The 21,410-nt window shown below is 71.3% G+C and carries 23 protein-coding genes and 1 tRNA gene; 13 read left to right on the forward strand and 11 right to left on the reverse strand.

Features of this window, described 5'->3' with window-relative positions:
- Positions 1-34: 34 nt before the first annotated feature.
- On the forward strand, positions 35-622 hold the full coding sequence (gene hisB, locus IEX84_RS02895; RefSeq protein WP_188869612.1) for an imidazoleglycerol-phosphate dehydratase HisB: 588 nt from the start codon (positions 35-37) through the stop codon (positions 620-622).
- A gap of 3 nt (positions 623-625) precedes the next feature.
- Here the strand turns inward: hisB and IEX84_RS02900 are convergent, their stop codons facing one another.
- Positions 626-1,291, reverse strand: coding sequence for a hypothetical protein (locus tag IEX84_RS02900; protein ID WP_188869614.1), 666 nt, complete (start codon positions 1,289-1,291; stop codon positions 626-628).
- Between the two features lie 111 nt (positions 1,292-1,402).
- Between IEX84_RS02900 and IEX84_RS02905 the strand changes: the two genes are divergently transcribed.
- Positions 1,403-2,428, forward strand: a complete 1,026-nt coding sequence (locus tag IEX84_RS02905; protein WP_209590278.1) for a zinc-binding dehydrogenase — start codon at positions 1,403-1,405, stop codon at positions 2,426-2,428.
- 25 nt (positions 2,429-2,453) lie between these two features.
- Entirely contained in the window at positions 2,454-3,032 is a 579-nt protein-coding gene (locus IEX84_RS02910) for a cysteine hydrolase family protein (protein WP_188869616.1), read from the forward strand.
- Here the strand turns inward: IEX84_RS02910 and IEX84_RS02915 are convergent.
- A complete protein-coding gene (locus IEX84_RS02915; RefSeq protein ID WP_188869618.1) occupies positions 3,029-3,493 on the reverse strand; it encodes a phosphate-starvation-inducible PsiE family protein in 465 nt (154 codons plus the stop codon). The genes IEX84_RS02910 and IEX84_RS02915 overlap by 4 nt on opposite strands.
- Positions 3,494-3,675: 182 nt before the next feature.
- On the opposite strand from IEX84_RS02915, the gene IEX84_RS02920 reads away from it, so the two are divergent.
- A complete protein-coding gene (locus tag IEX84_RS02920) occupies positions 3,676-4,953 on the forward strand; it encodes a dihydroorotase (RefSeq protein WP_188869620.1) in 1,278 nt (425 codons plus the stop codon).
- Between the two features lie 75 nt (positions 4,954-5,028).
- Positions 5,029-5,853, forward strand: a complete 825-nt coding sequence (locus IEX84_RS02925) for a YihY/virulence factor BrkB family protein (RefSeq protein WP_188869622.1) — start codon at positions 5,029-5,031, stop codon at positions 5,851-5,853.
- Positions 5,854-5,856: 3 nt separating this feature from the next.
- Here IEX84_RS02925 and IEX84_RS02930 read toward each other — a convergent pair whose 3' ends face one another.
- Positions 5,857-6,621 (reverse strand): DUF5806 family protein, encoded by a 765-nt coding sequence (locus IEX84_RS02930; RefSeq protein ID WP_188869624.1) that lies wholly within the window; start codon positions 6,619-6,621, stop codon positions 5,857-5,859.
- 100 nt (positions 6,622-6,721) lie between these two features.
- Here IEX84_RS02930 and IEX84_RS02935 point away from each other — a divergent pair, with 100 nt between their 5' ends.
- Entirely contained in the window at positions 6,722-7,135 is a 414-nt protein-coding gene (locus tag IEX84_RS02935) for a 30S ribosomal protein S6e (protein WP_188869626.1), read from the forward strand.
- Between the two features lie 47 nt (positions 7,136-7,182).
- Positions 7,183-7,614 carry a DUF5807 family protein gene (locus IEX84_RS02940; protein ID WP_188869628.1) on the forward strand — a complete coding sequence of 144 codons (432 nt, stop codon included), beginning with the start codon at positions 7,183-7,185 and terminating at the stop codon, positions 7,612-7,614.
- Positions 7,615-7,853: 239 nt separating this feature from the next.
- Here IEX84_RS02940 and IEX84_RS02945 read toward each other — a convergent pair whose 3' ends face one another.
- Together IEX84_RS02945 and IEX84_RS02950 are read right to left on the reverse strand one after the other, a co-directional pair.
- Entirely contained in the window at positions 7,854-8,954 is a 1,101-nt protein-coding gene (locus tag IEX84_RS02945; RefSeq protein WP_188869630.1) for a DHH family phosphoesterase, read from the reverse strand.
- Positions 8,955-8,991: 37 nt separating this feature from the next.
- The gene (locus IEX84_RS02950) at positions 8,992-9,438 is read right to left on the reverse strand and encodes a universal stress protein (RefSeq protein WP_188869632.1); all 447 of its coding nucleotides are present in this window, start codon (positions 9,436-9,438) and stop codon (positions 8,992-8,994) included.
- Positions 9,439-9,514: 76 nt separating this feature from the next.
- Here IEX84_RS02950 and IEX84_RS02955 point away from each other — a divergent pair, with 76 nt between their 5' ends.
- Positions 9,515-9,967, forward strand: coding sequence for a universal stress protein (locus IEX84_RS02955; protein WP_188869634.1), 453 nt, complete (start codon positions 9,515-9,517; stop codon positions 9,965-9,967).
- Here the strand turns inward: IEX84_RS02955 and IEX84_RS02960 are convergent.
- Complete coding sequence (locus IEX84_RS02960) at positions 9,946-10,503, reverse strand: GNAT family N-acetyltransferase (RefSeq protein WP_188869636.1); 558 nt, start codon at positions 10,501-10,503, stop codon at positions 9,946-9,948. The genes IEX84_RS02955 and IEX84_RS02960 overlap by 22 nt on opposite strands.
- On the reverse strand, positions 10,500-10,868 hold the full coding sequence (locus tag IEX84_RS02965; protein ID WP_188869638.1) for a universal stress protein: 369 nt from the start codon (positions 10,866-10,868) through the stop codon (positions 10,500-10,502). Before IEX84_RS02965 ends, IEX84_RS02960 begins: the two co-directional genes overlap by 4 nt.
- A 93-nt stretch (positions 10,869-10,961) precedes the next feature.
- Here IEX84_RS02965 and IEX84_RS02970 point away from each other — a divergent pair, with 93 nt between their 5' ends.
- Entirely contained in the window at positions 10,962-11,846 is an 885-nt protein-coding gene (locus IEX84_RS02970) for an NAD(P)-dependent oxidoreductase (protein ID WP_188869640.1), read from the forward strand.
- Between the two features lie 204 nt (positions 11,847-12,050).
- Positions 12,051-12,332 carry a hypothetical protein gene (locus IEX84_RS02975; protein ID WP_188869642.1) on the forward strand — a complete coding sequence of 94 codons (282 nt, stop codon included), beginning with the start codon at positions 12,051-12,053 and terminating at the stop codon, positions 12,330-12,332.
- A gap of 45 nt (positions 12,333-12,377) precedes the next feature.
- Here the strand turns inward: IEX84_RS02975 and IEX84_RS02980 are convergent, their stop codons facing one another.
- From IEX84_RS02980 to IEX84_RS02995, 4 genes are all read right to left on the reverse strand, one after another.
- Complete coding sequence (locus IEX84_RS02980) at positions 12,378-12,956, reverse strand: acetate uptake transporter (protein ID WP_188869644.1); 579 nt, start codon at positions 12,954-12,956, stop codon at positions 12,378-12,380.
- Positions 12,957-12,958: 2 nt separating this feature from the next.
- A complete protein-coding gene (acs, locus tag IEX84_RS02985) occupies positions 12,959-14,950 on the reverse strand; it encodes an acetate--CoA ligase (RefSeq protein WP_188869646.1) in 1,992 nt (663 codons plus the stop codon).
- A 73-nt stretch (positions 14,951-15,023) separates the two neighbouring features.
- The gene (locus IEX84_RS02990; RefSeq protein ID WP_188869648.1) at positions 15,024-16,793 is read right to left on the reverse strand and encodes a bacterio-opsin activator domain-containing protein; all 1,770 of its coding nucleotides are present in this window, start codon (positions 16,791-16,793) and stop codon (positions 15,024-15,026) included.
- A 122-nt stretch (positions 16,794-16,915) separates the two neighbouring features.
- Positions 16,916-18,850 carry an acetate--CoA ligase gene (locus IEX84_RS02995; RefSeq protein WP_188869650.1) on the reverse strand — a complete coding sequence of 645 codons (1,935 nt, stop codon included), beginning with the start codon at positions 18,848-18,850 and terminating at the stop codon, positions 16,916-16,918.
- Between the two features lie 122 nt (positions 18,851-18,972).
- On the opposite strand from IEX84_RS02995, the gene IEX84_RS03000 reads away from it, so the two are divergent.
- The 3 genes from IEX84_RS03000 (at position 18,973) to IEX84_RS03010 (ending at position 21,401) form a co-directional block, all read left to right on the forward strand.
- A complete protein-coding gene (locus IEX84_RS03000) occupies positions 18,973-20,229 on the forward strand; it encodes an MBL fold metallo-hydrolase (RefSeq protein WP_188869653.1) in 1,257 nt (418 codons plus the stop codon).
- 393 nt (positions 20,230-20,622) lie between these two features.
- Positions 20,623-21,282 (forward strand): DUF7119 family protein, encoded by a 660-nt coding sequence (locus tag IEX84_RS03005; protein WP_188869655.1) that lies wholly within the window; start codon positions 20,623-20,625, stop codon positions 21,280-21,282.
- A gap of 45 nt (positions 21,283-21,327) precedes the next feature.
- A tRNA-Lys gene (locus IEX84_RS03010) sits at positions 21,328-21,401 on the forward strand.
- Positions 21,402-21,410: the final 9 nt, after the last annotated feature.

Below are 21,410 nucleotides of genomic sequence, written 5' to 3' on the forward strand. Positions count from 1 at the left end.
CAACGGCCTTGGGCGGCGCGCGAGAAGCGGACGTATGAGCACGCGTACGGGTGCGGCGTCCCGCTCGACCGCCGAGACCGACATCGACGTCACCGTCGACCTCGACGGCGACGGCGAGAGCACGGTCGAGACCGGCATCGGCTTCTTCGACCACATGCTCGAATCGTTCGCCAAACACGGCCTCTTCGACCTCACGGTGAACTGCGACGGCGACCTCCACATCGACGACCACCACACCGTCGAGGACGTCGCCATCGTCCTCGGGGAGGCGGTGAGCGAGGCTCTCGGCGAGAAGCGCGGCATCGTCCGCTACGCCGACCGGAAGGTCCCCCTCGACGAGGCCGTCGGGAGCGTCGTCCTCGACGTCTCCGGGCGGCCCTACTACGAGTTCGAGGGCGCGTTCAGCCAGGAGCGCATCGGCGACTTCACGAGTGTCATGGCCGCGCACTTCTTCCAGTCGTTCGCCGAGCACGCCGGCCTCACCCTCCACTGCGCGATAACGGGCGAGAACGCCCACCACGAGGTCGAGGCGCTGTTCAAGGCGAACGCCCGCGCGCTCGACGACGCGACCCGGCTCGACGAGCGCCGCAGCGACACGCCGAGCACGAAGGGCGAGCTGTAACGCTCAGGGCGTCCGGACGCCCTCGGCGGTCTCTTCGAGGTGGCCGTTCTCGACGGCGGCGTCCACGGCCGCGTCCACCTCGCGTCGGGAGAGGTCGTACGCGCCGTCCGCGAGGTCCGCGAGGTCCGCGCGCGTCATCGCGCCCGGACGGTTGCGCAGGAGGCGGACGAGCTGGGCGTAGCCGCGCGGCCGGTCGGGAGTGGCGTCGGCGTCGTTCGCGTCGGCGTCTTCGTTTCCCGTATCGGCGTCGGTCTCATCATCGCCGTCTCCCACGTCTGCGTCGTCGTCTCCCACGTCCGCGTCGCCCGCGTCCGTATCGTCGCCCTCACTGCCCTCGACGTCGAGCGCGTCGGGGTCGGCGACCGCGTCAGCATCGCCCGCGTCCGCGTCGTCGGCACCGTCGCGTCCGTCCGCCGCGTCGTCGCTCTCGTCGTCCATCTCGACGTCCGGAACCGCGGGTTCGACGGTGACGGCCGGCGAGGGGTCGTGCTCCGCGCCGTCGTGGCCGTCGAGGGCGTCGAGGAGCGGGTCGACGACGCCCGCGAGGGTGTCCCGGCAGGCCGTACAGAGGACGAGGCGGCGCGCGCCGTGCGTCGCGGTCTCGGGGACGACCTCGTAGACGCCGTCCGCGGGCTCCTCGCAGAAGTCGCAGCGGTCGAGTTCGCGCATACGGGACGCGTCGGGTGCGAGGGACTTAGGTGGTCCGTGCGACGCGACGCGGTAGCCGCGAGGGCGGCCGGCACGGTGACGTTTTTGCGCGCGGCGCTCCGAGGGGCGCGTATGGCCGAGGTTCCCGAGACGATGGACGCACAGGTGATCCGCGAGCACGGCGACCCAGACGTCTTCGAGCACGCCGAACTCGACGTCCCCGAGGTCGACGCGAACGAGGTGCTCGTCGAGGTCGCGGCGACGAGCGTCAATCCCGTAGACACGAAGATTCGCAGCGGCTTCGCCAGCGACCTCTGCCCGGACTTCCCCGCGGTCCTGCACGGCGACCTCGCCGGGGAGGTCGTGCAGGTCGGCGACGGTGTCGAGGACTTCGAGGTCGGCGACGAGGTGTACGGCTGTCCGGGCGGGCTCGCGGGCACGACGGGCGCGCTCGCCGAGTACGCGGCCGCGGACGCCGCGACGCTCGCGCACAAGCCCGACTCGCTCTCGATGCGCGAAGCCGCCGCGCTCCCGCTCGTGACGATCACGGCGTGGGACGGCCTCGTGACGCGCGCGGACGTCTCGCCCGGCGAGTCCGTCCTCGTCCACGGCGGCACCGGCGGCGTCGGCCACGTCGGCGTCCAACTGGCGAGCCTGGAGGGCGGCGTCGTGCACGCGACGGCCTCCACCGAGGAGAAGCGCGACCTCGCGCGCGACCTCGGCGCGGACCACGCCTTCGACTACCACCGCGACGTCGACGACTACGTCGCGGAGTACACGGACGGCGAGGGCTTCGACGTCGTCTTCGACACCGTCGGCGCGGGCGCGGACAACATCGGGACGGACTTCGCCGCCGCGGGCGTGAAGGGCCGCGTCGTCACCACCGTCTCGCGCGGCGAGGCCGACCTGAACCCCGTCCACTCGAAGGGGCTCAGCTTCGACACCGTGTTCATGCTCCTCCCGCTCATTCACGACGACCACGCCGGCCGCCTCCGCCACGGCGAGATACTGGCGCGCGTCGCCACGCTCGTCGACGAGGGCGACGTCACCCCGCACCTCGACGACACCGACTACGGCTTCGAGGAGGCCGCGGAGGCCCACCGCCGCCTCGAAGCCGGCGAACACGTCGGCAAGGTCACCGTCCGGGTCAAGGACTAAGCGCCTCGCGTCGCTCTCTTTCGCCATGCCCGAGTTCGACCCCGACCGCACGGCGCTCGTCGTCGTCGACATGCAAAAGGGCTTCTGTCACCCGGACGGCAGCCTCTACGCGCCCGCGAGCGGCGACGCCGTCGCACCCTGCGTCTCGCTCGCGGAACGCGCCCGCGACGCCGGCGCGAGCGTGCTCTACACCCGCGACGTCCACCCCGAGGGCCAGTTCGAGGGGAACCACGCCTACGACGAGTTCGAGCGCTGGGGCGAGCACGTCGTCGAGGGGTCGTGGGACGCCGAGCTGGTCGAGGAGCTCCCGGCGGCCGACCACGTCGTCGAGAAGCACACCTACGACGCCTTCCACGAGACCGAACTGGAGGGCTACCTCGACGCGCACGGCATCGACGACCTCGTCTTCTGCGGGACGCTCGCCAACGTCTGCGTCCTCCACACGGCCGCGAGCGCCGGCCTGCGTGACTACCGGACCGTGATCGTCGAGGACGCGCTCGGCTACATCGAAGCGGACCACGAGGAGTACGCGACGGCGCACGCCGCGTGGCTGTTCGGCGAGACGGCGGCGCGCGACGACGTGGCGTTCGCAGCCGAGAGCTAGACGTCCTGCTCGGGCGGCGTCGTGACGTTCGCGCGCCCGACGACGTAGAGCGCGGCGACGAGCGCGAGCAGGAGGAGGGCGTAGCCCGCGGCGGCGACCGTCGCCTCCGTCGGCGAGCCGTAGTCGCCGGAGTGGAAGCTGATGACCTTCCGCGCGACGGCGATGAGCCCCGCGGCGATGACGATGCGGATGACGCTCTGTTCTTGGGCGTACGCGACGATGGTCTGGAAGATTTCGACGATGATGAAGAGGAGGAGGATGTCGTCGATGAGCCCGATTATCGCCGCGGTGTCCGTAATCGCGCCGGTGCGGACGAGCGTGACTATCTGGAGGAGGAAGTCGAAGACGCCGACCGCGAAGAGCCCGACGAGCACGAAAGCGGCCGCGACTTCCAGGTAGCGCATCAGTCGCTCGGAGACGTCGACGAAGTCGTCCACGGTCGGTGCGTTCGACGCGTCCATCACCCGTACCGTGGGCCCCGGGACGGATAAAGCGTCGCGCCAGAGAGCGGGGATGGGCGAGGGGGTGGGGCGCGGACCGGAGCACGCCGCGCGCGAGCGTCGCGCGGCGGGCGTCGGAACGCGGGGCACGCGGAGCGCGGGCGTGCCGTCAGCTTTAGGCGCGCGAGCGCCGACGCCCCGGTATGCGCGTGATACGCGACGCGACGCTCGCGGACGGCCGGGTCCGCGACGTCCGCCTCGACGGCGAGCAGATCGACGCGGTCGGCGTGGACCTCGACGGCACGGTGAACATCGAGGCCGACGAGCGCCTCCTCCTCCCCGGGGCCATCGACGCCCACGTCCACTTCCGCCAGCCCGGCGCGGGCCACAAGGAGACGTGGGCGACGGGAAGCCGCTCGGCCGCGGCGGGCGGCGTCACGACCGTCGTCGACCAGCCGAACACCGACCCGCCGACCGTCACGGGCGCGGCCTACGACGAGAAGGAGTCGTTCGCGGCCGACTCGCTCGTCGACTACGGGCTCAACGGCGGCGTCACCGAGGCCTGGGACCCCGACGCGCTCTTCGGGCGGCCGCTGTTCGCGCTCGGCGAGGTCTTCCTCGCCGACTCGACGGGCGAGATGGGTATCGACGCGGAGCTGTTCGCGGACGCCGTCGAGCGCGCCGCCGCGGCGGGCGTCCCCGTCACCGTCCACGCGGAGGACGCGACGCTGTTCGACGAGGAGGCGACGGCGCGCGAGGACGCGGACGCGTGGAGCGCCTACCGGCGCGCGGAGGCCGAAATCGTCGCCGCCGAACGCACCGCCGAGGTCGCCGCGGACGCGGACGCGCAGGTCCACCTCGCGCACACCTCGACGCCCGAGGCCGTCGACGTCACCGCCGACGCCGGCCTCACCTGCGAGGCGACGCCCCACCACCTCCTCCTCTCGCGCGACGACTACGACGACCTCGGGACGTTCGGGCGGATGAACCCGCCGCTGCGGAGCGAGAACCGCCGCGCGGAGCTGTTCGAGCGCCTCGTCGACGGGACGCTCGACGTCGTCGCCACCGACCACGCGCCCCATACCCGCGCGGAGAAGGACACGGACGTCTGGCACGCGCCCTCGGGCGTCCCGGGCGTCGAGACGATGGTGCCGCTCCTCCTCGCCGCGACGCGCCACACGGAGCTCACGACCGAGCGCGTGCGCGACGTCACCGCGCGCAACCCCGCGGAGCTGTTCGGCGTCGCCGGAAAGGGCCGAGTCGCGCCGGGGTGCGACGCCGACCTCGCGCTCTACGACACGACCGACGTGACCGAAATCGACGGCGACGACCTCCACTCGAAGTGCGGGTGGACGCCGTTCGCGGGCTTCGAGGGCGTCTTCCCCGTCTGGACGATGCGCCGCGGCGAGCGTGTGTGGGACGCCCCCGAGGCGGCGTTCGGGGACCGGAACGGGACGAACGTCCGCGAGCGCGCACCGTAACGGACGGTCGGCAGAGCGGCGAACCGGCGTTCTGGAGCCCGAACGTTCAACCGCGGGACGCCCGACGGGGCGGACATGGCCGACTCGACGCTTGGTACCGTCCGCGAGGCGACGCTGGAGACGGTCGCGGTCGTCCGCGAGCGCAACCTCACGTTCGTCGCGGGTGCCATCGCGTACGCGGCGTTCGTCTCGCTCGTGCCGCTGCTCGTGCTCGTCTTCGCGCTCGCGGCGGCGCTGCGCGGCCCGGCGACCGCCGACGCCGTCGTCGCCGCGCTCCAGGGGTTCCTCTCACCGAACGCCGCCGACCTCCTCCGAGGTGCGCTCACGAACCGCACGGGCGCGTTCGGCACGTCGCTGCTCGGCGTCGTCCTCCTCGCGTGGAGCGCGCTGAAGGTCTTTCGCGGGCTGAACACGGCGTTCGCGGTCGTCTACGGCGAGGAGGACGCGGGTCTCGTCGGCGCGGTCCGGGACGGCCTCGTCGCGCTCGGCTGTCTCGCCGTCGCCGCGGTGGGGCTCGTCGGCGTCGGCACGGCGCTCGCGCTCGTCGTCGACCGACTCGTCCTCGACCTGCTCGCCCCCGTCCTCCTGCTCGTCGGGCTGACCGTGGCGTTCTGCCCGCTCTACTACGTCCTCCCGGACACGCCGGTGACGCTCCGCGAGGCCCTTCCGGGGGCGTTCGTCGCCGCGACCGGGTGGCTCGCCTTCGGGGCGCTCTTTCGCGTCTACGTCGCCTACGCCGGCGACAGCCAGGCCTACGGTGTCCTCGGCGGCGTCATGCTGCTCCTCACGTGGCTCTACGTCGCCGCGCTCGTCCTGCTCGTCGGCGCGGTCGTGAACGCCGTCCTCGGCGGGCGATTGGTGGAGGGTCAGGACGCCGTCGGCGACGACGACGACGATTGACGCTCAGTCGTCGGCCTCGCTCATCTCGTGGCCGCAGTTCGGGCAGGTGGCCTCGGAGTGGCGGAGTTCGTCGCTGGCCTCCCGGACGTCGCGCATCACCTCGGAGATGCGGTCCTCGGCGTCGAGTTCCTCCTCGACGGAGAGTTCGACGCCCTCGACTTCGAGGAGGAACTTCGCCACCTCCGTCGACTCGTACATCAGGTCGTCGAGTTCGTCCGCGGTGAAGAAGTCGCTCATCGCGCCGTAGAGGAACGTGGCGCCCGCCTTCGTCACCTTCTCCTCGAACGCCGCGCGGGCCTGATTGACGGCCTGGGGCGTGTACGTGTCCGTCATGAACGGGACGAGTTCGGGGAGGTTCTCGCCGATCTTCGTCATCTCGACGCCCGTCTCCGTGCGGAAGTCCGCGCAGAGTCGCGCGATGGCCCACTCGCGGGCCGTGATGTAGGTGCGCTCGCGGAGGAAGTCGTTGACGCGCTCGTACTGTGCGCCGTCGACCTTCTTGAAGCGGTCGTACTTCCGGACGTCGTCGGGGACGCCGGGCGTCGGCTCGGCGTCGGCGTCGTCGCTATCCGTCGCGTCGCCGTTCGTCGTCGCGTCGCCGTTCGTCGTCGCGTCACCACTCGTCGCGTCACCACTCGTCGCGTCGCCGTTCGTCGTCGCGTCACCACTCGTCGCGTCGCCGTTCGTCGCGTCGTTGTCCGCCGCGTCGTCGTCCGTCGCGCCGTCCACCGCCGCGTCGGCCCCGTCGACGTCGCCCTGCTCGGTCATACCCGCCCTACCCGAGAAACGGGCAAAAGCGTGTCGCCGGCCCTCGCGGCCGCTCCGGGGTTTCGACGCGCTTTTAGGTCGCGCAGCCGGGAGTACGCGTATGGCTACGTTCAACGTCGTGGTCGCCGACCCCGCGGAAGGGGCGGCGTACCCGATCGAGGTCGAGGGACAGGACGCGAATCGCTTCATCGGTCGGAATATCGGCGACGAGGTCGACGGTGACGCCGTTGGACTGACCGGCTGCACGCTCGAGATCACCGGCGGCTCCGACGAGGCCGGTCGCCCGATGCGCGGCGACGTCTCCGGGCCGGGTCTGGAGAGCGTCCTCGTCAAGGAGGAGAGCGTCGGCTACAATCCCGAGCGCGACGGCGAGCGCCGCCGTATCAGCGTCCGCGGGAGCGAGGTCTCCGACGCCACCGTCCAGATCAACGCGAAGGTCACGGAGACCGGCGACGAGTCCGTCGCGTCCCTCCTCGGCGAGGACGAGGAGGAGGCGGACGAAGCCGACGAGTAACGCGTCGAACGCACGTCACTTTTCTTGCGCGAGCAGGTAGGGAGGGTATGACCGACAGGTACACCGAGTTCCTCGCGGGCGAACGCCACGAGGACGTCGCGCTCTACCTCACCGAGGACGTCGTGGACAACGTCGCCGCGCTCGCGGACCGGGACGACGCGGTCGCGTACGACGACGGCGTCGTGCTCGTCGTCGACGGCGAGAAGGGCCGCGGCGTCTTCCAGAAGACGACGGGGATGGCCGCGATGGAGTTCGCACAGGAGGCGATGGGCGCGGACGGCCACGTCGACCGGGACCTCGCGGGCGGCGACTGCCCGGAAGCCGGCGACGGCGAGGGCCACGACGTCTCCTTCGTCTTCGCGTTCACCGAAGAACAGAACGAGGAGGTCGGCGGGCTCTACGCCGAGGGGGCCGTCGTCCACGCCTACGCGCACTGCGAGTGCGGCGCGAGCTACTCCGAGCGGTGGCTGTGTGAGTAGCGCGGAGCCGTAGGCTCCGCGAGAAAGCGAGCGGGAGCGAACCGTGTGAGCGACACGCGAGTAGCGCGGTTCCGAGCGGCAGCGAGGAACCGCGATGGAGCGAGCGCTGAGCAACGCGAGGCGCGAGTAGCGCGGAGCCGTCGGCTCCGCGAGAAAGCGAGCGGGAGCGAACCGTGTGAGCGACACGCGAGTGGCGCGCTCTTCGAGCGATAGGGAGGAACCGCGACGAGACGAGCGCGCTACTCGTCGGCGCTCTCGGCGGGTTCGTCGGGGAGCGTGCGGAAGGCGTTGAGGATGACCTGGGTGGCGACGGCGCCGCCGGTCGTCCAGTGGTTCGCGTAGTCGAGCATGTCGTCGTAGATGTCGGGCTTGCAGCCGGCGGCCTGCGGGTGGCCGCCGCCGTTGACCTGCCGGGCGACCTCGTGGCAGCGCTCGAAGTCCTCACTGCCGCGGATGGACGCGGAACCCGCGGGCTTGACGATGACGGCGGCGTCGGCGCCCCGTTCGCGGAGTTCGTCGGCAACCTCGTTCTGCGAGCACCGGCCGTAGGTGACGCCGACCGTGACCTCCTCGTCGGCGACGGTGAGGGTGCGGAGTTCGGCGCGGGAGAGGGCCTTCTCGATGAGGTCGCGTTTCTCGACGCGCTCGGCTTCGAGGAATTCGAGGACCTCCTCGGGGAGGTCGGGGCCGTGCTCGCGGACCGTCTCGACGTACTCCTCGTCGTCGGCGCGGTGGGAGTAGTCGGAGAGGTCGTCGCTGCGGGGGTCCTCCTTCAGCCAGAGGTCGTGGTCGCGGGTGACGGCGGCGAGTTCGACGAGGTGGCGGGGGAGGTCGGCGTCGAGGGAGCGGACGGCGACGTCGGCGGTGCACTCCTCGTCGGAGTCACCGATGACGAGCTCGACGCCGGCGGCGCGGACCCGCTCGGCCGCCTCGGCGGTCCACTGGTGGTGGTCGTACCAGTGAACGGCGTCGGCGTGCGCGACGAGGCGTTCGAGTTCGTCGCGGACGTAGGCGTACTCGTCGGGGCAGAGGTCGCAGACGTAGACGGTGACGCCCGCGGGGGCGTAGTCGGCGACGCGGTCGAGGCCGTCCTCGAGGTTGTGCGGGCCGGCGGGCACGAGGGCGGCGTCGCCGTGGACCTCGCGGACGAGCGCGGCACAGGCGAGGCCGTCGGCGTCGGGGTCGGCCACGACGACGACGTCCGCGCCGTCGAGGCGGTCGCGCATCTCGCGCTCCGTCTCGGCCTCGGAGACGTCGTCGGGGACGAAGAAGCCCCGCCCCGGGAGGCGGGATTTGCGTTCGAGCGAGAGGGTATCGTCGTCGATGACCCGGTCTTTCATACCGGGGGAAGCGCGGCGAGGGAGAAGAACCCGGCGGTTACGCGGCCTCCTCGGTCTCGTCAGTTTCGAGGCGGCGAACGGTCAGGACGGGGACCGGGGAGTCCCGAACGACGCGCTCGGCGACGGAGCCGATGAGGAGGCGGTTCTCGCCGTGTCGCCCGCGCGTCCCGGTGGCGACGACGTCGGCGTCGATCTCGCGGGCGTACGAGAGAATCTCGTCGGCGGGCCGTCCCTCGCGGACCGCGGTGGTGACCGGGCCGTCGGCGCGTTCGGCGACGTCGGCGAGGGCGTCCTCGGCGCGCTCGTCGAGCGCGTCCGCCATCTCCGCGCGGAGGTCGTCGGGGGTGGTGTCGAGCGCGCCCGTGTCGACGACGGAGAGCGCGTGGACGTCGGCGTCGAAGCGGGCGGCGAGGTCGAGGGCGGCGTCGACGGCGCGCCTCACGCTCTCCGACCCGTCGGTGGCGACGACAACGGTGTCGATCATGTGCGGGACGTCGCCGCGTCCGCACTTAACTCCACTCCTCGGTGGGCTTTTGGTGGCGGCCGCCGGAGACGCCGACATGAGCCTCGAAGTCGGGACGGTCCTCGTCCCCGTGGACGGGAGCGACGCCTCCGGGACCGCCGCGGAGTACGCGGTCGCGGTCGCCGAGCGCTACGACGCCGACGTGCACGCGCTCTTCGTCCTCGGCGACGACGTCGCGCGGAGCATCGTGGACGGCGACGTGGACGAGGACGGGATCGCGGACGCCCACCAGTCGTTCCTCGCCGACGTCCGCGAGCTCGCGGACGCCGCGGACGTCACGCTCGGCACCTCCGTCATGCACGGCTTCTCGACGCGGCGCAAGACCCACCACCCGGGGAGCGTCATCCTCGACTGCGCGGACGACGTCGACGCGGACTTCCTCGTGATGCCCCGCGAGGCGCGTTCGAGCGTCGACCCCCCGGGAACGGTGCTGGAGAAGGTCGCGGAGTACGTGTTGCTCTACGCGAGTCAGCCCGTGTTGTCCGTCTGAACGCGGGCCGTCGAGAGGTCCATCTCCATCTCGATCTCGAAGCTCTCGGCGTTCATCGTCTCGAAGCCCACCTTCTCGTAGAGCGCGATGGCCGCGTGGTTCCACCGCTCGACGGTGAGCCAGACGTGACCGACGTCGTTCGCCGCGCCGTAGCCGAGGAGCGTCCGGATGAGTCGCGTCCCGACGCCACATCCCTGCGAGTCCTGGTGGACGAAGATGGCGAGTTCGTACGCGTCGTCGCCGTCCGGGACGAGCGTCGCGTGGCCGACCGCGTCGTCGCCGTGCCACGCGACGACGTTGTAGGCGTCGCCGCCGACGAGCGTGTCGAGCCACGAGCGCACGCGCGACTCGCCGGTCGGCGGGATGCCCTGCGCGCGCATGCTCGGGTCGAAGTCGTCGTACATCTCGACGAGCGACTCGAAGCCGTCGGCGTCCGTGGACGCGAGCGAGCGGACGGTGATATCGCGCCCGTCCGCGTCCTCGAAGGCGTGGGGCGGCGTCGGGAACGGACCGGGCGCGTCGGTGTCGGTCGTCATCGGACCAACGTGACGGTGACGGGCGCGTTCAGCAGGACGAACTCGGCGATGTGGCCGAGACGAATCTTCCCCATCGGGCTGCGTTCGCCGCCGCCGAGGACGACCTGCTCGAACCCCTCGCGGCCGGCGAGTTCGACGAGTTCGCTTCCCGGGTCGCCCGTGAGGTGACGGACGTCAGCGTCGAGGCCGGCGTCCTCCAACACCGACGAGGCGTGGTCGATGACCTCGTCGGCGGACCGATCACTCTCCGGGTTGTCGAGGACGGCGACGGTGAGCTCGTCGCCCGCCTCGACGGCGCGCTCGACCGTGCGTTCGAGGGCGTCGAGGGAGTCGTCGCTCCCGCCGATTCCCAACAGCACTTTCATGAACGATACGTCACCCCGGCCGCGCAAAAGCCTTTGCGGCGTGACTCACCGACGCCGCCGAGGTATTTGGTGGCAGGCCACGTAGGTCTAACCATGACGACGGTCGGCTTCGTCGGACTCGGCGCGATGGGTGCACCGATGGCGTGGAACGTCGCGGACGACTTCGACCTCGTGGTGTACAACCGCAGCGAGGACGCGACGGAACCGTTCGCGGACGCGGGCGTCCCCGTCGCGACGACACCGCGCGGCGTCGCGGCGGACGCGGACGTCACGGTCGTGATGGTGACGGACGGGGACGCGCTGCACGACGTGCTCACGGAGACGGACGGCCTGCTCGCCGGCCTCGACGAGGGGGACTACGTCGTGAACACGAGTACGGTCTCGCCCGACGCGACCGGGGCGGCCGCGTCGCTCGTCGCGGACGCCGGCGGACGCTTCGTCGACTGCCCCGTCTCCGGGACGGTCGGACCGGCCGAGCAGGGGACGCTCACGATGCTCGCCGGGGGCGCTGACGAGGACGTGGACGCCGTCGTGGACGTGCTCGACGCGATTGGCGACTCCGTCGTGCGCTGTGGTGGCGTCGGCGACGGCACGCACGCGAAGCTCTCCGTGAACCTCCTCCTCGGGGACATGATGCAGTCGTTCGCGGAGTCGCTCGCGCTCGCGGACGCGAACGGCCTCGACGTCGACGTGCTGCTGGAAGCCGTCGGCTCGGGCGGGCTCGCGGCCCCGCTCTTCGACGTCAAGGGCGAGGCCATCGCCGAGGGCGACTTCGAGGCGGCGTTCCCGATGGACCTTCAGTTCAAGGACCTGCGACTCGCCCTCGACAGCGCGCACGAGAACGAGGTGCCGCTTCCGGCGACGGCGGCGACCGCGGAGGCGGCGAATCAGGTGCGTGCGCTCGGCCACGGCGACGAGGACATCGCGGCGTTCGTGTGCGGCATCGAGGACGTCACCGGCGACGACATCCGTCGGTAGGGGCGGACGAGCGACCGCGCGGGTCGCGGCGGGGTGTCGCACGGCGCGCGCCGACGGGCGCGCGTTTCGGTCGGGCCGTCTCGAGGGACCGACCACGGGGCCGCCGCGGGCGGGGAGTCAGGACACGTCCCGGGGTGCTCCGGCATCGTACTCGAAGGCGCGGGTCGGGGACACGCTCTTTGCGACGCGGGGCGGAGCGGACCCGTGACCCGAAACCGGTCCGTCGACGCGTTCGCGGACGCGCTCGCGGCTTTCGAGGGCAGCGACGCCGAGCGGGCCGCCGTCGCGCGGGTGGCGGCGGACCTCGCGGCCAGCGGCCGGTACGAGCGCGACGCCGGCCACGAACTCACGCCGGCGATACTCGTCGAGCACCTCGGCGACGCACCCGAGGGGCGCGTGGCGTCGCGGTGGAACTGGTGGGTCGGGAGTCTCGACCTCGCCTACGGGGGGTACGCGGAGTTCGTCGTCCGCCGCTGGCGGGCGTGAGAAAACGTGGGGGAACGAGAGCGACGCAACCGTGGGCGGGTGGGCTCAGTCGTCGCCGAGCGGCGGGTTCCCGATGGGGACGACGGTGCGGTCCCACGCCCAGTTGGTGACCTCCGCGAAGGAGGTATACATGGCGAGCAGCCCGCAGACGACGCCGAGGTAGCCGCCGAGCGTCGCGGTGCCGTAGCCGAGGTCACCGAGCCCGAGCAGGAAGAACGTCACCCACAGCGTGAGGAAGACGGACCAGAGCGCCCAGTTGAGCTTGAACGTGCTCACCCACATGTAGAGCGTGAAGACGCCCCAGAGGATGAGCGCGGCGCCGACGGCGGTGGCGTTGACGGAGAGCCAGCCGTTGCCCGCGAAGAGCACGAGCATCCCGAACCACCACCAGAACGCGCCGTAGCTCGTGAAGGCCGTGTAGCCGAACGTGTTGCCCTCCTTGTATTCGAGGAGGCCGGCGAAGAGCTGACACGTGCCGCCGAAGGCGAGCGCGAGCGGGAGGACGACGGACTCACCCGCGCTGGGCAGGATACCGCCGTTGACGAGACTCAGGAGGACCGTCGTCAGCCCGAAGGAGACGAGGCCGAGCGGTGCGGGGTTCGCGGTGTCGGTGTTGGCGGGCATACTCACTCACCTCGTACTTCGGCTTCGATGTCGCGTACGACCTCGGGGTTGCGAAGCGTGGAGGTGTTCCCGAGTTCCTCGCCGTCCGAAATCTCCTCCAGGAGGCGACGCATTATCTTCCCGGAGCGGGTCTTCGGGAGTTCGGGCGTGAAGACGACCTTCGCGGGGCGTGCGATGGGACCGATTTGCTCTTCGACCGCCGCCTCGATGCGCTCGCGCATCGTGTCCTCGTCGGCCGCGTCGCCTTCGAGGATGACGTAGGCGTGGACGACCTCGCCCTTGAGGTCGTCGTCGGCACCCACGACGGCGGCCTCGGCGACGCCCTCGGCGGAGACGACCGCGGACTCGATCTCCATGGTGCCGAGGCGATGACCGGAGACGTTGACGACGTCGTCGACGCGGCCGACGACGGTGATGTAGCCCTCGTCGTCGATCTTCGCGCCGTCCTCGGGGAAGTAGACCCAGTCCGCGGGGTCGTCGCTGTCCGTGTCGGAGTACTCCGCCCAGTACTCCTCGATGAAGCGCTCGTCGTTCTTGTACAGCGTCCGCAGCATTCCGGGCCACGGCTTCTGGACCGTGAGGTAGCCCGCGCCGCCCGCGGGAACCTCCTCGCCGTCGCCGTCGACGATTTGGGCGTCGACGCCGGGGAGCGCGGGTCCGGCGCTCCCGGGCTTCATGTCCTTCACGCCGGGGAGCGTCGTGATCATGTGGCCGCCGGTCTCCGTCTGCCACCAGGTGTCCACGATGGGACACTCCTCGCCGCCGATGTGTTTGTAGTACCACTTCCACGGCTTCGGGTTGATGGGTTCGCCGACGGTGCCGAGCAGGCGCAGACTGGAGAGGTCGTGGCGTGCGGGGTACTCCGCGCCCCACTTCATGAAGGAGCGGATGGCCGTCGGCGCGGTGTAGAACTGCGTGACGTCGAGGTCGTCGATTATCTCCCAGAACCGGTCCTCCTCGGGGTAGTCGGGGGCGCCCTCGTACATCGTCGTCGTCGTCCCGAGGGCGAGCGGGCCGTAGACGATGTAGGAGTGGCCGGTTATCCACCCGATGTCCGCCGAGCAGAAGTATGTGTCCTCGGGTTTGACGTCGAGGACGGCCTGTGAGGTCCAGGCCGTCCACGCGAGGTAGCCGCCGGTGGTGTGCTTCACCCCCTTCGGCTTCCCGGTGGTGCCGGAGGTGTACATGAGGAAGAGCATGTCCTCGGCGTCGCGCTCGACCGGTTCGACCGTCGTGCCCTCGTTGGCCGCGAGCAGGTCGTCGTAGTCGTGCTCGTTCTCGCGGAGCTCGTGGCCGTGGTCGTCGCCGTTCGGGCCGAGGCGGTCGACGACGACCGTCTCGACGTCGTGCTCGACGTCCGCGACGCCCTCGCGGGACTTCGAGAGGTGGTCGAGGGCGTCGCCGCGCCGATAGTAGCCGTCGGCCGTGATGAGGTACTCGGAGTCGGCGGCGTTCATCCGCTCGGCGAGCGCGCTCGCGGAGAAGCCCGCGAAGACGACGGAGTGGGGCGCGCCGATCCGCGCGCAGGCGAGGAGCGCGATGGGGTGGGCGGGGACCATCGGCATGTGCATCGTCACGACGTCGTCCTCGCCGACGCCGAGCTCGCGCAGCGCCGCCGCGAACTCGTTCACCTCGCGGTGGAGCTCCCCGTAGGTGATGGAGCGGTCCGCCTCGTCCTCGGGTTCACCCACCCACTCGATGGCGACCTCGTCGGCGCGCTCCGGGAGGTGTCGATCAACGCACTCGTGGGAGGCGTTCAGCGACCCACCGGTGAACCACTCGTAGAACGGCGGGTTCGAGTCGTCCAGGACCTCGTCGTACCCCTCGTACCAGTCGAGGAGGTCGGCCGCCGCCTCCCAACACTCGGGCCAGTTCTCCTCGAACTCCTCGTAGATTCCCGCGTCCGTGACGTTCGCCTGCGACACGAACGACTCCGGCGGCTCGAAGACGTCCTGCTCTGCGAGCCTCGTTTCGAGGTTGTCGTCGTCTGTCATACCACTACGTGACACTCGAAGGTACTATAATAAACGTTCATTCTAATTAATTCAGCGCGGCCGACGGCGGGCGTCACGAGGGGGAGTCGAAGAGGGCGGTGAACACCTTCTGCTGGGCCTTGCGGAGGTGGTTGTGCAGCGTCGGTGCCGAGACGTCCATCGAGTCCGCGAGTTCCTCCGCGGTGCTCCCCCGCGGCCACTCGAAGTACCCCGCGAGATAGGCCGCCCGGAGGGTCGAGCGCTGTTTCTCGGTCAGGTCGCGCTCCAGCGTCCGGTGGACGTCGCCGGGGGACGCGCGCCGCGTGGCCTCGCGTTTGGCCCGGAGCGAGACACCCGGGAACGCCGACGTGACCGCCTCGACGACGGCGCGGACGTCGGTCCCGGTCGGGAAGACCGCCGCGACGCGCGCGACGCCCTCCGCGGCAGTCAGCGACGCCACCGCGCCCCCCTGCTCGACGAGCGCGCCGACCGGCGAATCGGGGCGAACGACGAGTTCGAGCTGCGCGCGGTCCCCCGCGTCGCGGATGAGACGGGCGTCCGTGACGGCCGACGCCGCGCCCGCGCGGTCGAGGAGGGCGTCGACCGCCACCTCGCCCGCCGCGACGAAACAGAGCAGGGACTGCTCCGCCACGGGGACGACGCCGTCGAGTTCCAGCCGGCAGTCGAGGTCGCCCGACGTCGCGGCGAAGAAGGAGTCACCCGTCGCCTCGAACACCAGTTCGACCCCGGCGTCCGAGCGCAACCGCTCCCTGCGGTCCGTCGCGGCGACCGCCCATCCGACGCGCCGGCCGGCATCGACGAGGGCGCGTCGCACCCCGTCCGCCCGCGTCGAGGGGTCCACGACGACGCAGAGGGAGCCGTGCACGCGGTCGCCGGCGCGTATCGGGGTGGCCGCCAGCGTCCGGTCGGCACGCCACGCCTCGGCGTCGAGCCCGCGTTCGACGAACCGGACGCCGTCCGCGGCGTCGGGCAGCGCCGTCCCCCGGAGGGCGTCCGCGACCGCCGCACGGGCGTCCGCGTCGTCCACGCCCGCGGCCGCGCGTATCTCGCCGCGCTCGTCGCAGACCGCCGTCGGCCCCACGACGGACGCGAGCGCTTCGCACGCCCGCGCCTCGACCGCCGGTCTGTCCGTGGCGTCCGTCAGCGCTCGCCCGAGCGCCGCCGCCGTCTCCGCGAACACCGAATCGTCGCCCCGCGAGTCCGGACGCGACGTCTCGGCCCGAACGTCGGTCGCTGCGTCGACACCGGCGTCGACAGTCTCGGCCGTCGTGTCGGGGTCGCTCGGCGTATCGGCGTCGCTCAGCGCCGCCGCGACCGCCTCACGCGTCGGTCGCTCGACGTACGGGTCCAGGCTCCCGAGGCTCGACCACCCGCCCGCCGCCCACACGACCCGTGGGTCGACGTCGTTCGCCACGAGCAGTCGGCGCGCGAAGTGCGCGCGGAGGTCGCGCGTGGAGGCGTCCGCGAGGGGGTCGTCGTCGCCGTCCGCGGCGCGCCGCGCGGCCTCCGCGACCAGCATCTGGAGGCGGCGCGCCGTCACGCCGAAGAGCGCGTCGTCGCCCGCGAGCCCCGCCGCGTCGGCGTACTTGCGTACGTCGTCCGCAACGTCCGGCGGGACGTAGGCGTCGCGCGCGTCGCCGTCGTCGCCGGGAACCGAGAGGAAGTGATGCCCCTCGGCCGTCCGGTCGAGGTCGCCCGGGCGGAGGCGCGCGATTTCGCCCGGGCGAAGGCCGACGCGCCCGCAGAGCGCCACGAGGAGTTCGACGCGGTACGAATCGGCCGCGCGGACGAGCCGGTCGTACTCGGCCGTCGTCAGCGCCCCGTCGACCGCCTGCGCATCCATACCATTTCGCTTTGCACAGTAGTACGAAATAAGTGTTGTGCGAGTATCGTGTTTTTCCAGGCGAGTCGGGTTCTAGTCGCCTCGAAAGACGGCGCGTCGCGAACCGTGTTTCGCGTTCCGTGCTACTCCGAAACGCCGTCCACGATGGATTCGAGTTCGCCGACTATCTCGGGGTTGCGGAGCGCGCCCGTGTCGGAGACCGCCTCGCCGTTCGCGATCTGGCGGAGGTGGCGCCGGAGCACCTTCCCCGAGCGCGTCTTCGGGAGGTCCGGGGTCAACAGGACGACGTCCGGGACGGCGAACCCGCCGATGGCGTCCGCGACGGCGTCACGGACGCGCTCGCGGAGGCGGGCCTCGGAGCCGGCGTCGCGCTGCGGGGTGACGTAGGCGTAGAGAACCGTGTCCCGCCGTGTGTCCTCCGCGCCGACGACCGCGGCCTCGGCGACGCCGTCGACGGCGACGATGGCGGCCTCGACCTCGCGCGTGCCGAGCCGCCGCCCCGCGACGTTGAGGGTGTTCCCCTCCCGGCCGAGCAGTCGAACGTAGCCGCCCGCGTCGACGGTCGCGGCGTCGCCGGTCTCGTACCGCCAGTCCGTGGGGTCCTCGCCCGTCGACTCGCCGAGGTCGAGGGCCATGCCCGGCCAGGGGCGTGTGAGGACGAGCGAGCCGGATTCGCCGGGTTCGACCGGCGAACCGTGGGGGTCGACGACGTCCGCGGCGATTCCGGGGAGGGGCGGCCCGGCGGCCCCCGGACGCATCGCGTCGACGCCGGGGAGCGTGGAGACGAGGATACCGCCGGTCTCCGTCTGCCACCACGTGTCGACGATGGGGCACTCGCCGCCGCCGACGTTCTCGTGGTACCACCGCCACGTCGTCTCGTCTATCGGCTCGCCGACGGTCCCGAGGAGACGCAGGCTCGAGAGGTCGTGGTCCGCGGGGTACTCCGCACCCCACTTCATGAACGCCCGGATGACCGTCGGCGCGGCGTAGAAGACGTCGACGGCGTTGCGTTCCACGATGCCCCAGAGGTGATCGCGCTCCGGGTAGTCCGACGTCCCCTCGTACAACACCGTCGTCGCGCCGAGCGCGAGCGGGCCGTAGACGACGTAGGAGTGGCCGGTTATCCACCCGACGTCCGCCGAACAGAGGTGAGTGTCCCCCGGCCCGAGGTCGAGGACGGCGTGGGACGTCCAGGCGACCTGCGCGAGATACCCCCCCGTGGTGTGCCGAACGGCCTTCGGTCGGCCGGTCGTCCCCGACGTGTAGATGACGAAGAGCGGGTCGCTCGCCGCACGCGGGACGGGTTCGACCGTCTCGCCGCGGTACTCGTCGAGGAGCGCCGCGTACCCGACGTAGTTGTCGCCGTAGGAACGGTCGTCGTCGAGGCGGTCCACGATGAGTCGGTCGACGGACTGCGGGACGTCGAGGCAGGCGTTGTCCGCCTTCCGCTTCAGGTCGTAGGCAGTCCCGCGCCGGTAGTAGCCGTCGCAGGTGACGAGGTACGCCGATTCGGTGTCGGCGAGGCGCATGGCGAGCGCGTCGGCGGAGTAGCCCGCGAAGACGACGGAGTGGACCGCGCCGATTCGCGCGCACGCGAGCATCGTGACCGGGAGTTCGGGGAGCATCGGCATGTACGTCGTCACGACGTCGCCCGCCTCGACCCCGCGTTCGCGGAGGGCGGCCGCCAGCGCGTTCACCTCCCGATAGAGGTCGTGGTAGGTGTACGTCCGGGTCTCGCCCAACCGACCCTCCCACTTGAGGGCGGCGTGGCTCTTGCGGCCGGCCTCGACGTGCCTGTCGACGCAGTTGTACGACGCGTTCAGCGTGCCGCCCGCGAACCAGTCGTAGCCGTCCGTCGCGTCCAGGACGGTGTCGTACGGCGACGACCAGTCGAGGAAGTCGGCCGCGCGCTCCCAACACTCCGGCCATCGCTCCGCGAACGACTCCCGGAGCGACCCGTCGGTGACGTTCGCCCCCGCGACGAACGACGCGGGCGGTTGAATCGGTGTCCCGCTCGCGGCGGACGAACGGCCGGTGGAGGACGTACCCTCGTTCATGTGGCGTGGCTCGTTCGGAGGTGAGGGTTCCGACGACTAAAGTCGGGAGGGTCACCGGCGGACCGAGCGCCCCCGGTGGGGAACCAACGGGCCCAAGCCGCGGGCCCGCGTAGGGATGCGCGATGGACGTACAGTTCCTCGGCGGGGCGGACGCCATCGGTCGCAGCGCCCTGCTGGTGAACGATTCGCTCCTCATCGACTACGGCCTCGACGGCGGGACGCCGGTCAGGACGCCGCCGGACGTCGAACCGGACGCCGTCGTCGTCTCGCACGCGCACCTCGACCACGTCGGCGCGGTGCCGAGCCTCCTGAAGGGGGGTCGTCGGCCGCCGGTCCACTGGACGCCGCCGACGCGCGAGCTCGCCGACCTCCTCGCCCGCGACACCCTCAAACTGCGGGCGGAGCGCTACGACCGGCCGTTCACCCGCGCGGAGATCGGCGCGCTCGGCGAGGTCTCGAACGTGCACGGCTACGGCGAGTCGTTCGAGGCGGCGGGACACACGGTCACGTTCTACGACGCCGGCCACATCCCCGGGAGCGCGCACGTCCTCGTCGACGAATCGGGACGGCGCTCCACGGGCGACGAGGGCGACACCCGGCTGCTCTACACCGGGGACTTCCACACCGCGGACCAGCGGCTCCTCACGGGGTCGACGGCGCGCCCGGACGCCGACGTCGTCGTCTGCGAGAGCACGTACGCGGACGTGAGCCGGGGGAAGAGAGCGGAGACGGAGCGGCGCTTCGCGCGTGCGCTGCGCGAGACGGTCCACCGCGGCGGGACCGTCGTCGTCCCCGCGTTCGCCGTCGGGCGCACGCAGGAGGCGATGCTCGTCTGCGACGCGTCCGACATCGACTGCTACGTCGACGGGATGGGCGTCGAGGTGGCGAGGCGGCTCCGGCGCGTCGACGACTACCTCCGCGATTCCGCGGCGTACCGCGCGGCGATGGGGAACGCCCGGTTCGTGACCGGCGGGCGCGGGCAGAAGAGACGCATCGCCCGACAGAACACGGTGATCGTCACGACGTCGGGGATGCTCACGGGCGGCCCGGCGATGACGTACGTCCCCGAGATACGGGGGAGCCCGACGAACCTCGTCGCGTTCGTCGGCCACCAGGTCGCGGGGACGCCGGGACGGGACCTCCTCGAACGCGGCCGGGCGACCTTCGACGGTCGCACCCTGCCGGTCGCGGCGCGGACGGAGGCGTTCGACTTCTCCGCGCACGCGGACCGCGACGGCCTCCGCTCGTTCCTCGACGACTACCGCGACGCGCGCGTCTTCGCGGTGCACGGCGACGCGACCGAGCGGTTCGCCGCCGACCTCCGCGCCGACGGCTACGACGCGACGGCCCCGACGGCCGGCGAGACGCACACCGTCTGAGGTCGTTTCACCGGGAACCGACAAGAAGAACTTCTTGCCGGTATCGGGTCCGATACCGGAATCGTCACTCTGCGAGGCCGCACGCTCCCACCGCCGTGTGCACCGAAGACGTCGATACGGCCGTTCGAGCGCGAATCCGGTCGTGTCGCCGAAAGGGGCGAAATACGCCACTACCCGGAAGCAAAGGCGGGTAGTGCGCCCGGGAGCGTGCTTATACCGGTGTAGGTCGTACGAAAGGGCACATGGCAGAGACACAGACCGACGCCGGCCGCGACGGAGACGACCATCTCGACGACGTCGAGCCGGGGGCGGGGTGCACCGAAATTTGGGAGCACCTCAGCGAACGCCGCGCCGAGGAGTAGAGCTTTATATCGGCCACGTTCTAGCAAACGTATGAGCGACGGGTCAGACATCCCGCCGACGGACCGCGAATCGCCGGTCGGGCGACCCGTCATCCGCGGCGACGAGCGCGTCGCCGGTGAGCGCGCGGAGGAAGCCGTCGAGTTCGACCCGAGCGACCCCGAGAGCGTCGCCGACGCCGCCGAGACGGTCGCGTCGTTCGCACGCGGCGACCTCGGCGACGACCGCTTCTACATGCTCCGCGGGGCGGCGGCCTGCGCCGCACTCGTCCGCGCGGAGGGTTCCTACAAGGCCGCGGCCGAGCGCGCCGGCGACGGCGTCACCGTCTCGTTCATCCGCAAGTGGGCGCGCGTCCACGACCTCCCGCGGCCCGTCCGCCGGCACGTCGCCGTCGGCCACATCGCGCCGACCGCCGCGAAGCACATCGCGCGCGTCGGCGGCGAAGCCCGCTATCAGCTCGCGTTCGCCGCCATCGACAACGACCTCACCGTCCGCGAGGTGCGCGCCATCGCCAGCGAGGTGAACGACGGACGACCCATCGAGGAGGCGCTACGCGAACGCGGCGTCACACCCGGCGAACTCACCGTCTCGCTCCCGCTCGACACCTACCGAGAGCTCAGACGTCGGGCGGCCGTCGAGGACGTAACCCCCGGGAGCGTCGTGACCGACGCCCTCGAATCGTACCTCGAATGAGCGGATGGTAAACGTTTAACGCCGCGACCCCCACGTACCCGTTGAGGGCCGATAGCTCAGTCCGGCAGAGCGTCTGGCTTTTAACCAGACGGTCGCGTGTTCAAATCGCGCTCGGCCCGCTCTCAACG

Source organism: Halarchaeum rubridurum (assembly GCF_014647115.1).
GTDB lineage: Archaea > Halobacteriota > Halobacteria > Halobacteriales > Halobacteriaceae > Halarchaeum > Halarchaeum rubridurum.

Bases quoted from the DNA above. Each gene is read 5' to 3' on its own strand.
- IEX84_RS02940 (WP_188869628.1), top strand. From the start codon at position 7,183: ATGACCGACAGGTACACCGAGTTCCTCGCGGGCGAACGCCACGAGGAC.
- IEX84_RS02915 (WP_188869618.1), bottom strand. From the start codon at position 3,493: ATGGACGCGTCGAACGCACCGACCGTGGACGACTTCGTCGACGTCTCC.
- IEX84_RS02960 (WP_188869636.1), bottom strand. From the start codon at position 10,503: ATGACGACCGACACCGACGCGCCCGGTCCGTTCCCGACGCCGCCCCAC.
- acs (WP_188869646.1), bottom strand. From the start codon at position 14,950: ATGACAGACGACGACAACCTCGAAACGAGGCTCGCAGAGCAGGACGTC.
- hisB (WP_188869612.1), top strand. From the start codon at position 35: ATGAGCACGCGTACGGGTGCGGCGTCCCGCTCGACCGCCGAGACCGAC.
- IEX84_RS02965 (WP_188869638.1), bottom strand. From the start codon at position 10,868: ATGAAAGTGCTGTTGGGAATCGGCGGGAGCGACGACTCCCTCGACGCC.
- IEX84_RS02945 (WP_188869630.1), bottom strand. From the start codon at position 8,954: ATGAAAGACCGGGTCATCGACGACGATACCCTCTCGCTCGAACGCAAA.
- IEX84_RS02900 (WP_188869614.1), bottom strand. From the start codon at position 1,291: ATGCGCGAACTCGACCGCTGCGACTTCTGCGAGGAGCCCGCGGACGGC.
- IEX84_RS02935 (WP_188869626.1), top strand. From the start codon at position 6,722: ATGGCTACGTTCAACGTCGTGGTCGCCGACCCCGCGGAAGGGGCGGCG.
- IEX84_RS03000 (WP_188869653.1), top strand. From the start codon at position 18,973: ATGGACGTACAGTTCCTCGGCGGGGCGGACGCCATCGGTCGCAGCGCC.
- IEX84_RS02925 (WP_188869622.1), top strand. From the start codon at position 5,029: ATGGCCGACTCGACGCTTGGTACCGTCCGCGAGGCGACGCTGGAGACG.
- IEX84_RS02990 (WP_188869648.1), bottom strand. From the start codon at position 16,793: ATGGATGCGCAGGCGGTCGACGGGGCGCTGACGACGGCCGAGTACGAC.
- IEX84_RS02980 (WP_188869644.1), bottom strand. From the start codon at position 12,956: ATGCCCGCCAACACCGACACCGCGAACCCCGCACCGCTCGGCCTCGTC.
- IEX84_RS02910 (WP_188869616.1), top strand. From the start codon at position 2,454: ATGCCCGAGTTCGACCCCGACCGCACGGCGCTCGTCGTCGTCGACATG.
- IEX84_RS03005 (WP_188869655.1), top strand. From the start codon at position 20,623: ATGAGCGACGGGTCAGACATCCCGCCGACGGACCGCGAATCGCCGGTC.
- IEX84_RS02950 (WP_188869632.1), bottom strand. From the start codon at position 9,438: ATGATCGACACCGTTGTCGTCGCCACCGACGGGTCGGAGAGCGTGAGG.
- IEX84_RS02905 (WP_209590278.1), top strand. From the start codon at position 1,403: ATGGCCGAGGTTCCCGAGACGATGGACGCACAGGTGATCCGCGAGCAC.
- IEX84_RS02920 (WP_188869620.1), top strand. From the start codon at position 3,676: ATGCGCGTGATACGCGACGCGACGCTCGCGGACGGCCGGGTCCGCGAC.
- IEX84_RS02995 (WP_188869650.1), bottom strand. From the start codon at position 18,850: ATGAACGAGGGTACGTCCTCCACCGGCCGTTCGTCCGCCGCGAGCGGG.
- IEX84_RS02930 (WP_188869624.1), bottom strand. From the start codon at position 6,621: ATGACCGAGCAGGGCGACGTCGACGGGGCCGACGCGGCGGTGGACGGC.
- IEX84_RS02955 (WP_188869634.1), top strand. From the start codon at position 9,515: ATGAGCCTCGAAGTCGGGACGGTCCTCGTCCCCGTGGACGGGAGCGAC.
- IEX84_RS02970 (WP_188869640.1), top strand. From the start codon at position 10,962: ATGACGACGGTCGGCTTCGTCGGACTCGGCGCGATGGGTGCACCGATG.